The organism is Streptomyces sp. MMG1121 (assembly GCF_001280015.1).
GTDB lineage: Bacteria > Actinomycetota > Actinomycetes > Streptomycetales > Streptomycetaceae > Streptomyces.
Genome location: NZ_LGDV01000201.1, coordinates 182819 through 194351, shown reverse-complemented (window position 1 = coordinate 194351; position 11533 = coordinate 182819). Strand labels below are relative to the sequence as shown.

Here is an 11533-nt window from a genome sequence, read left to right as displayed (position 1 = left end):
GTGCCCACTGTGCCCCCGGCTTCGACACCCGCTCGGAGGACCGCGGTGGACGTGACCGCGCTGCTGGAGCGCGGCCGGACCCTGGCCACACCGGTCCTGCGCACGGCTGTCGACCGGCTGGCGCCTCCCATGGACACCGTCGCCGCCTACCACTTCGGCTGGATCGACGCGGCCGGCAACCCCGCCGACGGGGACGGCGGCAAGGCCGTCAGGCCCGCCCTCGCCGTGCTCTCCGCCGAGGTCACCGGCGCCGCCCCCGAGGTGGGCATCCCGGGGGCTGTCGCCGTCGAACTCGTGCACAACTTCTCGCTGTTGCACGACGACCTGATGGACGGCGACGAGCAGCGCCGGCACCGCGACACCGTCTGGAAGGTGCACGGTCCCGCCCAGGCCATCCTGGTCGGCGACGCCCTCTTCGCCCTCGCCAACGAGGTCCTGCTGGAGCTGGGCACCGTCGAGGCCGGGCGTGCCACGCGCCGGCTGACCGCCGCCACCCGCGCCCTGATCGACGGTCAGGCGCAGGACATCTCCTACGAGCACCGCGACCGCGTCAGCGTCGAGGAGTGCCTGGAGATGGAGGGCAACAAGACCGGCGCGCTGCTCGCCTGCGCCTCCTCCATCGGCGCGCTCCTCGGCGGCGCGGACGACAGGACCGCCGACACGCTGGAGAAGTACGGCTACCACCTCGGCCTCGCCTTCCAGGCCGTCGACGACCTGCTCGGCATCTGGGGCGACCCGGAGGCCACCGGCAAGCAGACCTGGAGCGACCTGCGCCAGCGCAAGAAGTCCCTGCCGGTCGTCGCCGCGCTCGCGGCCGGCGGCGCCGCCTCCGAGAAGCTCGGCGAGATGCTCGCCGCGGACGCCAAGAGCAGCGAGTTCGAGAACTTCTCCGAGGAGGAGTTCGCGGCCCGCGCGGCCCTGATCGAGGAAGCCGGCGGCCGCGAGTGGACGGCCGACGAAGCGCGCCGTCAGCACGCCATCGCCATCGAGGCCCTCGACTCCGTCGACATGCCCGGCCGGGTACGGGACGCCTTCGCGGCGCTCGCCGACTTCGTCGTCGTACGAAAGAGATGATCATTATCGGCTCGATAAACCTCGCGTAGCTGCCGGCCGGTGTCGCAAGACGCAGGACACCGGCCGACGGCGGACCCACAGCAGCACGACTCGCACGACTGCACGAAGGGGAAGCCATGACAGCGACGACCGACGGAAGCACCGGGGCGACCTTGCCGTCCCATGCGGCCGCGGCCAGCGACACCACGCTCACCACCCCCGAAGCGGCCGGGGTACAAGAAGCCGCCGCACGCGCCGCCCGGCGCGCCACCGACTTCCTGCTGTCGCGGCAGGACGCGCAGGGCTGGTGGAAGGGCGACCTGGAGACCAACGTCACCATGGACGCCGAAGATCTGCTGCTCCGTCAGTTCCTGGGCATCCGCGACGACAAGACCACGCAGGCCGCCGCGAAGTTCATCCGCGGCGAGCAGCGTGAGGACGGCACCTGGGCCACCTACTTCGGCGGCCCCGGTGAACTGTCCGCCACCATCGAGGCGTACGTCGCCCTGCGGCTGGCCGGCGACGCGCCCGAGGCCCCGCACATGGAGAAAGCATCCGCCTGGATCCGCGAGCGCGGCGGGATCGCCGCCTCCCGGGTGTTCACCCGGATCTGGCTCGCCCTGTTCGGCTGGTGGAAGTGGGAGGACCTGCCCGAACTCCCGCCGGAGCTCATCTACTTCCCCACCTGGTTCCCGCTCAACATCTACAACTTCGGGTGCTGGGCACGGCAGACCATCGTGCCGCTCACCATCGTCTCCGCGAAGCGCCCGGTGCGTCCGGCGCCCTTCGCCCTGGACGAGCTGCACACCGACCCGGCCGTCCCCAACCCGGCGCAGCCGCTCGCCCCGGTGGCGAGCTGGGACGGCCTCTTCCAGCGGCTCGACAAGGTGGTCCGCGGCTACCGCTCGGTCGCCGTGCGCAGGCTGCGCAACGCCGCGATGAACTCGGCGGCCCGCTGGATCATCGAGCGGCAGGAGAACGACGGCTGCTGGGGCGGCATCCAGCCCCCGGCCGTGTACTCGGTCATCGCGCTGCACCTGCTCGGCTACGACCTGGAGCATCCGGTGCTGCGCGAGGGCCTCGCCTCGCTGGACCGTTTCGCCGTGTGGCGCGAGGACGGCGCCCGCATGATCGAGGCCTGCCAGTCCCCGGTGTGGGACACCTGCCTCGCCGCGATCGCGCTCGTCGACGCCGGACTGCCCGCCGACCATCCGCAACTGGTCAAGGCGGCCGACTGGATGCTGGGCGAGGAGATCGTCCGGCCCGGCGACTGGGCCGTGAAGCGGCCCCAGCTGCCGCCGGGAGGCTGGGCGTTCGAGTACCACAACGACAACTACCCCGACATCGACGACACCGCCGAGGTGGTGCTCGCGCTGCGCCGGGTGGGACACCACGACCCGGAGCGGGTGGACCGGGCCGTCGGGCGCGCGGTGCGCTGGAACCTCGGGATGCAGTCGAAGAACGGGGCCTGGGGCGCCTTCGACGTCGACAACACGAGCCCGTTCCCCAACCGGCTGCCGTTCTGCGACTTCGGCGAGGTGATCGACCCGCCGTCGGCGGACGTCACCGCGCACGTCGTGGAGATGCTCGCGGCCGAGGGCCTCGCCCACGACCCGCGCACCCGGCGCGGCATCGACTGGCTGCTCGCCGAACAGGAGCCGAACGGCTCGTGGTTCGGCCGCTGGGGCGTCAACTACGTCTACGGCACCGGCTCGGTGGTGCCCGCCCTGACCGCCGCCGGACTGCCCGGCTCGCACCCGGCGATCCGGCGGGCCGTGACCTGGCTGGAGAGCGTCCAGAACGACGACGGCGGCTGGGGCGAGGACCTGCGCTCCTACAAGTACGCCAAGGAGTGGAGCGGCCGCGGTGCCTCCACCGCCTCCCAGACAGCGTGGGCCCTGATGGCGCTGCTCGCGGCGGGGGAGCAGGGCTCCAAGGCCGTCGAGCGCGGCGTCCAGTGGCTGGCCGACACCCAGCGCGAGGACGGCAGCTGGGACGAGCCGTACTTCACCGGCACCGGCTTCCCCTGGGACTTCTCCATCAACTACCACCTGTACCGGCAGGTCTTCCCGCTCACCGCCCTCGGCCGGTACGTGCACGGCGACCCCTTCGAGCGCCGGCTCCTCGCCAAGCCCCGTCCCGAGGCCAAGGTGAGGTGAGGTGAGCACCCAGCCCGCCCCGGCCCCGCTGCTGATCGCCTGCGCGCTCGGCATCGAGCACCTCGCCCTGCGCACCGGCGACTCCAGCGGTGCGGGCGGGCCGTACTCCGTCGTCCGTACGGGCATGGGCCCGAAGGCGGCGGAACGCTCCGTCACCCGGCAGCTCGCCGTCCCGGCGCTCGTCGACGCGGCCGTGCTGGCCACCGGGTTCTGTGCCGGGCTCGCCCCCGGCATGCACCCCGGCGACCTGGTGGTCGCCGAGGAGACCCGGGACCCGCGCTCCACCGTCGCCTGCGTGGAGACAGAGCTGCTGGTCAAGGAACTCGTGCGCCTGCTACCCGGACGCACGGTCCACACCGGACCGGTCATCGGCTCCGACCACGTCGTACGCGGCCCCGAGCGGTCCCAGCTGCTCGCTACCGGTGCGATCGCGGTCGACATGGAGTCGGCGGCCACGCTCCTCGCGGCCGTCCGGACCGGCGAACGCCCGGTCGCGGCCGTCCGCGTGGTCGTGGACGCTCCCGAACACGAACTCGTCCGGATCGGCACGGTACGCGGTGGGATATCAGCCTTCCGTGTTCTTCGTTCCGTACTTCCCGCATTTTTCGAATGGCACCGTTCTTTGTTGCTCCCCCGGAGGTGAGCCAGATGGCCATGCCGCTGCGTCAGTCCATCAAGGTCGCTACGTACCTGCTCGAACAGAAGCTCAGGAAGCGGGACAAGTTCGCCCTGCTGGTGGAGTTGGAGCCGCTGTTCGCGTGCAACCTCAAGTGCGAGGGCTGCGGCAAGATCCAGCACCCGGCCGGGGTGCTGAAGCAGCGCATGCCCGTCGCGCAGGCCGTGGGCGCGGTGCTGGAATCCGGTGCGCCGATGGTGTCCATCGCCGGCGGTGAGCCACTGATGCACCCTCAGATCGACGAGATCGTGCGGCAGTTGGTGGCCAGGAAGAAGTTCGTGTTCCTGTGCACGAACGCCCTTCTCATGCGCAAGAAAATGGACAAGTTCAAGCCTTCGCCGTACTTCGCGTGGGCCGTGCACATCGACGGGCTGCGCGAGCGGCACGACGCGTCGGTGGCGAAGGAGGGAACCTTCGACGAGGCGGTGGAGGCCATCAAGGAGGCCAAGCGGCGCGGCTTCCGGGTGACCACCAACTCCACCTTCTTCAACACCGACACCGCGCAGACCGTCGTCGAGGTGCTGAACTTCCTCAACGACGACCTGCAGGTGGACGAGATGATGCTCTCGCCCGCCTACGCCTACGAGAAGGCGCCCGACCAGGAGCACTTCCTCGGTGCGCAGCAGACCCGCGAGCTGTTCAAGAAGGCCTTCTCGGGCGGCAACCGCGCGAAGTGGCGGCTCAACCAGAGCCCGCTCTTCCTGGACTTCCTCGAGGGCAAGGTCGACTTCCCGTGCACGGCGTGGGCGATCCCGAGCTACTCCCTGTTCGGCTGGCAGAAGCCCTGCTACCTGATGAGCGACGGGTATGTGCCGACGTACCGTGAACTCCTCGAGAAGACCGACTGGGACAAGTACGGCCGCGGCAAGGACCCGCGCTGCGCCAACTGCATGGCGCACTGCGGCTACGAGCCGACCGCCGTGCTCGCCACGATGGGCTCCCTGAAGGAGTCGCTGCGGGCAGCGCGCGAGACGATGACGAGCGGAAAGCAGAGCTGACGTCATGTCCGCCGTTCCCTTGGGCGTTCCCGGGGTACCGGCCCGGCCGGTCGCGCCGCGGCGGCAGTCGCGGCAGATCCAGGTCGGGCCGGTGGCGGTCGGGGGCGGAGCCCCGGTGTCGGTGCAGTCGATGACGACGACCCGTACGTCGGACATCGGCGCCACCCTCCAGCAGATCGCGGAACTCACCGCGTCCGGCTGCCAGATCGTCCGCGTCGCCTGCCCCACGCAGGACGACGCGGACGCCCTCGCCACCATCGCCCGCAAGTCGCGGATCCCGGTGATCGCGGACATCCACTTCCAGCCGAAGTACGTGTTCGCCGCGATCGAGGCGGGCTGCGCCGCGGTCCGTGTCAACCCGGGCAACATCAAGAAGTTCGACGGCCAGGTACGGGAGATCGCCAAGGCCGCCGAGGAACACGGCACGCCGATCCGGATCGGGGTCAACGCCGGGTCCCTGGACCGGCGCCTGCTCCAGAAGTACGGCAGGGCCACCCCCGAGGCGCTGGTCGAGTCGGCCCTGTGGGAGGCGTCGCTGTTCGAGGAGCACGGCTTCAGGGACATCAAGATCTCCGTCAAGCACAACGACCCGGTCGTGATGATCGAGGCCTACCGGCAGCTCGCCGAACAGTGCGACTACCCGCTGCACCTGGGCGTCACCGAGGCCGGACCGGCGTTCCAGGGCACGATCAAGTCGGCCGTGGCGTTCGGGGCACTCCTGTCCCGGGGCATCGGCGACACGATCAGGGTGTCGCTGAGCGCGCCGCCGGCCGAGGAGGTCAAGGTCGGGATCCAGATCCTGCAGTCCCTGGGGCTCAGACAGCGGCGCCTGGAGATCGTCTCCTGTCCGTCCTGCGGGCGGGCCCAGGTCGATGTGTACAAGCTCGCCGAGGAGGTCACGGCGGGACTGGACGGCATGGAGGTGCCGCTCCGGGTCGCGGTGATGGGGTGTGTGGTCAACGGTCCGGGCGAGGCCCGTGAAGCGGACCTCGGGGTTGCCTCGGGCAACGGAAAGGGGCAGATCTTCGTGAAGGGCGAGGTCGTCAAGACCGTGCCCGAGTCGAAGATCGTGGAGACCCTCATCGAGGAGGCCGTGAAGCTCGCCGAGCGGACGAGCCCCGAAGAGCAGTCGTTGTGAGGCAAGGCACGGACCGAGAGGGGGCCGAGCGTGAGCGTTCTGGAGACCATCCGGGGACCACGCGACCTGAGGGCGCTGTCCGAGGCGGAAATCGGTGAACTGTCGTGCGAGATCCGCGAGTTCCTGGTGCAGGCGGTATCGCGGACCGGCGGTCATCTCGGACCCAATCTGGGGGTGGTGGAACTGGCCATCGCACTCCACCGGGTCTTCGAGTCACCGGTCGACCGCATCCTGTGGGACACCGGCCACCAGAGCTATGTGCACAAGCTGCTGACGGGACGCCAGGACTTTTCCAAGCTGCGCGGCAAGGGCGGCCTGTCCGGCTATCCCTCGCGTGAGGAGTCCGAGCACGACGTCATCGAGAACAGCCACGCCTCCACCGCGCTCGGCTGGGCCGACGGCCTCGCCAAGGCCCGCCAGGTGCAGGGGGAGAAGGGCCATGTGGTCGCGGTCATCGGCGACGGCGCGCTGACCGGCGGTATGGCCTGGGAGGCGCTGAACAACATCGCGGCCGCCAAGGACCGGCCGCTGATCATCGTCGTCAACGACAACGAGCGCTCCTACGGCCCCACCATCGGCGGCCTCGCCAACCATCTGGCCACCCTGCGTACGACGGACGGCTACGAGAAGGTCCTGGCGTGGGGCAAGGGCGTGCTCCTGAGGACCCCGGTCGTCGGGAACACCGTCTACGAATCCCTGCACGGCGCGAAGAAGGGCTTCAAGGACGCCTTCGCCCCACAGGGCATGTTCGAGGATCTGGGCCTGAAGTACGTCGGCCCGATCGACGGCCACGACATCAAGGCCGTCGAGTCGGCGCTGCGCCGTGCGAAACGCTTCCACGGCCCGGTCCTGGTCCACTGCCTCACGGAGAAGGGCCGCGGCTACGAGCCCGCCCTCGCCCACGAGGAGGATCACTTCCACACCGTCGGCGTGATGGACCCGCTCACCTGCGAACCGCTCTCGCCGTCGGGCGGCCCGTCCTGGACCTCGGTGTTCGGCGACGAGATCGTGCGGATCGGCGAGGAGCGGGACGACGTCGTCGCCATCACCGCCGCGATGCTGCATCCGGTCGGGCTCACCAAGTTCGCCGAGCGCTTCCCCGACCGGGTGTGGGACGTGGGCATCGCCGAGCAGCACGCGGCCGTGTCCGCGGCGGGCCTCGCCACCGGCGGCCTGCACCCGGTGTTCGCCGTCTACGCCACCTTCCTCAACCGGGCCTTCGACCAGCTGCTGATGGACGTCGCCCTGCACCGCTGCGGGGTCACCTTCGTCCTGGACCGGGCCGGTGTCACCGGCGTCGACGGCGCCTCGCACAACGGCATGTGGGACATGTCGATCCTCCAGGTCGTGCCCGGCCTCAGGATCGCCGCCCCGCGCGACGCCGGGCAGTTGCGCGCCCAGTTGCGCGAGGCGGTCGCCGTGGACGACGCGCCCACCCTGGTCCGCTACCCGAAGGAGTCGGTCGGCCCGGACATCCCGGCGCTCGACCGCGTCGGCGGCATGGACGTGCTGCACCGCGGCGAACGGCCCGAGGTGCTGCTGGTCGCCGTGGGCGTGCTGGCGTCGGTATGCCTCCAGGCCGCCGACCTGCTGACAGCACGCGGCATCGACTGCACGGTCGTGGACCCCCGGTGGGTCAAACCCGTCGACACCGCCCTGCCCGGCCTCGCCGCCGAGCACCGGCTGGTGGCCGTCGTGGAGGACAACAGCCGCTCCGCGGGCGTCGGTTCGGCGGTCGCCCTGGCACTCGGCGACGCCGACGTGGACGTGCCGGTACGGCGCTTCGGCATCCCGGAGCAGTTCCTCGCGCACGCCAAGCGCGGCGAGGTACTGGCCGACATCGGTCTCACGCCCGTCGAGATCGCCGGGCGGATCAGCGCGAGCCTGGCCGTCAGGGACGCGGACGGCCCAGCCAAGGAGAAGGAATGAGCACGGAGTTCGACCTCGGCGCGCTGCTCGCCGAGCGCGGAGCCGAACGCTACGAGCTGCACACGCGGTACCTCAACGCGCAGCTCCCGCGCATGCTGCACACCATCGGCTTCGACAGGGTCTACGAGCGCGCCGAGGGTGCCCATTTCTGGGACGCGGACGGCAACGACTACCTGGACATGCTCGCCGGGTTCGGTGTGATGGGCCTCGGCCGTCACCACCCGGTCGTCCGCAAGGCGCTGCACGACGTCCTCGACCTCGACCTCGCCGACCTCACCCGCTTCGACTGCCAGCCGCTGCCCGGCCTGCTCGCCGAACGGCTGCTCGTGCACAGTCCGCACCTGGACCGGGTGTTCTTCGGCAACAGCGGCACCGAAGCGGTCGAGACGGCCCTGAAGTTCGCCCGCTACGCCACCGGAAAGCCGCGCGTGCTGTACTGCGCCCACGCATTCCACGGTCTGACCACCGGCTCGCTGTCGGTCAACGGCGAGGACGGCTTCCGCGACGGCTTCGCCCCGCTGCTGCCCGACACCGCCGTACCCCTCGGCGATCTCGACGCCCTGGCACGGGAGTTGAAGAGGGGCGATGTCGCCGCGCTGATCGTGGAGCCGATCCAGGGCAAGGGCGTGCACGAGGCGCCGCCCGGCTATCTGCGCGCCGCCCAGGAACTGCTGCACCGGCACAAGGCGCTGCTGATCGCCGACGAGGTGCAGACCGGCCTCGGCCGCACCGGAGACTTCTACGCCTACCAGCACGAGGACGGCGTGGAACCGGACCTGGTGTGTGTGGCCAAGGCGCTGTCCGGCGGCTACGTTCCGGTCGGCGCCACCCTCGGCAAGGACTGGATCTTCAAGAAGGTCTACTCGTCCATGGACCGGGTCCTGGTCCACTCGGCGAGCTTCGGCTCCAACGCCCAGGCGATGGCGTGCGGCCTCGCCGTGCTGTCGGTGATGGAGAACGAGCAGATCGTCGCCGGGGTGCGCACCACCGGCGAGCTGCTGAAGTCCCGGCTGGCCGCGCTGACCGACACCTACGAGCTGCTCGCCGACGTCCGCGGCCGGGGCCTGATGATCGGCATCGAGTTCGGCAAGCCGTCCTCGCTGAAGCTGCGCAGCCGCTGGACCATGCTCCAGGCGGCCCGCAAGGGCCTGTTCGCGCAGATGGTCGTCGTACCGCTGCTGCAGCGGCACCGAATCCTCACCCAGGTCTCCGGCGACCACCTGGAGGTGATCAAGCTGATCCCGCCGCTGGTCCTGGACACGGCGGACGTGGACCGGTTCGTGGATGCCTTCACCGCCGTCATGGACGACGCGCACAGCGGCGGCGGCCTGATGTGGGACTTCGGCAAGACCCTGATCAAGCAGGCGGTGGCCAACCGCTGACCGGCACGGTGGCTAGTACAGCATCGCGAAGAAGACGATGAAGCCGACGAGCCCGATCGCGCCCAGGACGGTTCCCGTCACCGCGGTCCACAGCCGGCCGTGACCGCGGCCGGCGTAGTGGATGCCCATGGCGCCGAAGGTGACGGCGAAACCGCCGGCGAGGAATGACCAGGGGAACAGGCTGAAGGTGAGCGTGGGCCAGGCGCCCGCGGCGGCGACGGCTCCGAGGACGAGGGCGAGCGGGCCGAGGGCGCCTGCGGGCGAGTCGGTCGGGCGGGGCGTGCTCGATGCGGACATGATGCGATCCCCCATTTTTGAACGTGTTCAAGTCCTGGGGGAAGCGTAGCAGCAGTCCGATCCCGCGGCGGGGGAGATCGCGGCGGGCACGTCACCTTGCCTCAGAGGCAAGAAATTTGCCGCTCGGGCAAAACCGGTGCTGAATGGAGGCATGAACGCCTCAGACGCCGCACCGCCGGCGGGGCCGGGCGACGGGCTGCCCGTGGTCGCACCGCAGTTGCGAGCACTGCGCCGGCGCACCGGCCTCACCCTGGAGGCCGCGGCCCGCGCCGCCGGGCTCTCACCCGCCCATCTGTCGCGGCTGGAGACCGGGCAGCGCCAGCCGTCACTGCCGATGCTGCTCGCCCTCGCGCGTATCTACGGTACGACGGTTTCCGACCTGTTGGGCGAGACGGTGGCCGACCGTGACGCGATCGTGCGGGCCGGTGACATGGAGCCCACGCGGGCGGGGGGCTGGACCTACTTCCAGGCCGGGGCTTCCGGTCGCGGCATGCAGGCCCTGCGTGTCCACGTGCCGCACGGCTCTCAGGGCGACATCGTGCGCGTCCACCCCGGCGAGGAGTGGCTCTACGTCCTCAAGGGACGCCTGCGGCTCCGGCTCGGCGACACCGCACATCTGCTCGGCCCCGGCGACAGCGCCCACTTCGATTCGCTCACCCCGCACCGCCTCGCCGCCGAGGACCACGACGGCATCGAGCTGCTGTTCGTCCACACCCTGCTGCAGAGCCCCACGGCCGCACTGTGCCTGGGGCCGTTGACCGGAGAGCTGCCATGAGCAACTTCGAGACCAAGTTCCCGCGTGCCCTGTGGATCCGCCTGATCATCTACATCGCCGTCGGCCATGTCCTGGCCGCGTTCCTCTACCTGCTGTTCGCGCTGGGAGGCAAGGGCTGACCGGGGCGGACGTGGCACCTTGGGCGGATGTCGCAGGCCTCCGCCCAGGTGACCGCGGCAGGCGGCCGCCGGCCGCGCTGTCCGTCGCCGACCGGCTGCGTGAGCGGAAGGCGACCGGTACCGGGGCCGGCCGGGTCAAGGGGACCGAGGCATCGCCTGGCCCAGCCGTCGCCGAGCGCCTCGCGGGAGGCCTGCCGCCGCCCGCCCGTCAGTCCAGCAGGCGCTCGCGCAGCCGGTCCCGGTCCCCGGGCGTGAGGCCGAGGCCCTGTTCCAGGTAGGTGTCGACCTCGCCCCAGGTCTCCTCGATGCTCGCGAAGGCCGCCTGGAGGTACTCGGCACGGGCGTCGAAGAGCGGGCTGAGCAGCTCCATCACCTCGGGGGTGTACGCGGTCTCCGCGCTGCCGCTGCGGCTGACCTTGTAGCGGCGGTGCTTGGCGTTGGACTCCAGGTAGTCGGCGATGATCGCCTCGCGCTCCACGCCGAGGGCGAGGAGCGTCACGGCTATGGATATGCCCGCGCGGTCCTTGCCGGCCGCGCAGTGCATCAGGGCGGGCACGCTGTCCTCGGTGAGCGCGCGCAGGACCCGGGAGTGCTCGGCGGTGCGTTCCTTGACGATCTTCCGGTAGGAGTTGATCATCCGGGTCGCGCCCTTGCCGTCGGCGAGGATCCCGCGCAACTGGTCGAGGTCGCCGTCGCGGACCATCTTCCAGAACTCGGCGCCGTCCGCCGGGTCGCTCAGCGGCAGGTTCACATTCCGCACGCCCGGCAGAGCGACGTCGGGGCCCTCCAGTTTCTGGTCGGCCGCGTTGCGGAAGTCGAAGATCGTGTGCAGGCCCAGGGAGGCGAGGAAGGCCGCGTCGTCCTCGGTCGCGTGCGCGAGGTGCCCGCTGCGGAACAGCACTCCGTGGCGCACCCGGCGCCCGTCCACGGCCGGCAGTCCGCCCACGTCACGGAAATTGCGCACGCCTGCCAGCTCCGGCTCGGTCGACGGGACCTGCTGCGTCACG

At 70.6% G+C, this 11533-nt stretch carries 11 protein-coding genes; 9 read left to right on the top strand and 2 right to left on the bottom strand.

Features of this window, described 5'->3' with window-relative positions:
* Nucleotides 1–9 precede the first annotated feature (9 nt).
* The 7 genes from ADK64_RS25955 to ADK64_RS25925 all read left to right on the top strand — a co-directional run bounded on the left by ADK64_RS25955 (nucleotide 10) and on the right by ADK64_RS25925 (nucleotide 9335).
* On the top strand, nucleotides 10–1074 hold the full coding sequence (locus tag ADK64_RS25955) for a polyprenyl synthetase family protein (RefSeq protein ID WP_053662472.1): 1065 nt from the start codon (nucleotides 10–12) through the stop codon (nucleotides 1072–1074).
* Nucleotides 1075–1190: 116 nt separating this feature from the next.
* Entirely contained in the window at nucleotides 1191–3212 is a 2022-nt protein-coding gene (gene shc, locus ADK64_RS25950) for a squalene--hopene cyclase (RefSeq protein WP_053662470.1), read from the top strand.
* 1 nt (nucleotide 3213) lies between these two features.
* Nucleotides 3214–3855 (top strand): 1-hydroxy-2-methyl-2-butenyl 4-diphosphate reductase, encoded by a 642-nt coding sequence (locus ADK64_RS25945; protein ID WP_053662468.1) that lies wholly within the window; start codon nucleotides 3214–3216, stop codon nucleotides 3853–3855.
* Between the two features lie 5 nt (nucleotides 3856–3860).
* Entirely contained in the window at nucleotides 3861–4886 is a 1026-nt protein-coding gene (hpnH, locus tag ADK64_RS25940; protein ID WP_053662466.1) for an adenosyl-hopene transferase HpnH, read from the top strand.
* A gap of 4 nt (nucleotides 4887–4890) precedes the next feature.
* A complete protein-coding gene (gene ispG, locus ADK64_RS25935) occupies nucleotides 4891–6024 on the top strand; it encodes a flavodoxin-dependent (E)-4-hydroxy-3-methylbut-2-enyl-diphosphate synthase (protein ID WP_053662461.1) in 1134 nt (377 codons plus the stop codon).
* A 30-nt stretch (nucleotides 6025–6054) separates the two neighbouring features.
* Nucleotides 6055–7953 carry a 1-deoxy-D-xylulose-5-phosphate synthase gene (gene dxs, locus ADK64_RS25930; protein WP_053662459.1) on the top strand — a complete coding sequence of 633 codons (1899 nt, stop codon included), beginning with the start codon at nucleotides 6055–6057 and terminating at the stop codon, nucleotides 7951–7953.
* Complete coding sequence (locus tag ADK64_RS25925) at nucleotides 7950–9335, top strand: aspartate aminotransferase family protein (RefSeq protein WP_053662457.1); 1386 nt, start codon at nucleotides 7950–7952, stop codon at nucleotides 9333–9335. The genes dxs and ADK64_RS25925 overlap by 4 nt, the downstream gene beginning before the upstream one ends.
* A gap of 12 nt (nucleotides 9336–9347) precedes the next feature.
* On the opposite strand, the gene ADK64_RS25920 is transcribed toward ADK64_RS25925, so the two are convergent.
* Entirely contained in the window at nucleotides 9348–9632 is a 285-nt protein-coding gene (locus ADK64_RS25920; RefSeq protein ID WP_234384703.1) for a hypothetical protein, read from the bottom strand.
* A gap of 151 nt (nucleotides 9633–9783) precedes the next feature.
* Between ADK64_RS25920 and ADK64_RS25915 the strand changes: the two genes are divergently transcribed.
* Complete coding sequence (locus tag ADK64_RS25915; RefSeq protein ID WP_053662453.1) at nucleotides 9784–10407, top strand: helix-turn-helix domain-containing protein; 624 nt, start codon at nucleotides 9784–9786, stop codon at nucleotides 10405–10407.
* Nucleotides 10404–10526 carry a DUF6126 family protein gene (locus ADK64_RS25910; RefSeq protein WP_053662451.1) on the top strand — a complete coding sequence of 41 codons (123 nt, stop codon included), beginning with the start codon at nucleotides 10404–10406 and terminating at the stop codon, nucleotides 10524–10526. Before ADK64_RS25915 ends, ADK64_RS25910 begins: the two co-directional genes overlap by 4 nt.
* Nucleotides 10527–10734: 208 nt before the next feature.
* Here the strand turns inward: ADK64_RS25910 and ADK64_RS25905 are convergent, their stop codons facing one another.
* The gene (locus ADK64_RS25905; protein WP_053662449.1) at nucleotides 10735–11532 is read right to left on the bottom strand and encodes a tyrosine-protein phosphatase; all 798 of its coding nucleotides are present in this window, start codon (nucleotides 11530–11532) and stop codon (nucleotides 10735–10737) included.
* Nucleotide 11533 lies beyond the last annotated feature (1 nt).

Excerpts from the sequence above, each read along its gene's own strand:
- hpnH (WP_053662466.1), top strand. The coding sequence starts at position 3,861 with ATGGCCATGCCGCTGCGTCAGTCCATCAAGGTCGCTACGTACCTGCTC.
- ispG (WP_053662461.1), top strand. The coding sequence starts at position 4,891 with ATGTCCGCCGTTCCCTTGGGCGTTCCCGGGGTACCGGCCCGGCCGGTC.
- ADK64_RS25925 (WP_053662457.1), top strand. The coding sequence starts at position 7,950 with ATGAGCACGGAGTTCGACCTCGGCGCGCTGCTCGCCGAGCGCGGAGCC.
- ADK64_RS25910 (WP_053662451.1), top strand. The coding sequence starts at position 10,404 with ATGAGCAACTTCGAGACCAAGTTCCCGCGTGCCCTGTGGATCCGCCTG.
- ADK64_RS25920 (WP_234384703.1), bottom strand. The coding sequence starts at position 9,632 with ATGTCCGCATCGAGCACGCCCCGCCCGACCGACTCGCCCGCAGGCGCC.
- shc (WP_053662470.1), top strand. The coding sequence starts at position 1,191 with ATGACAGCGACGACCGACGGAAGCACCGGGGCGACCTTGCCGTCCCAT.
- ADK64_RS25915 (WP_053662453.1), top strand. The coding sequence starts at position 9,784 with ATGAACGCCTCAGACGCCGCACCGCCGGCGGGGCCGGGCGACGGGCTG.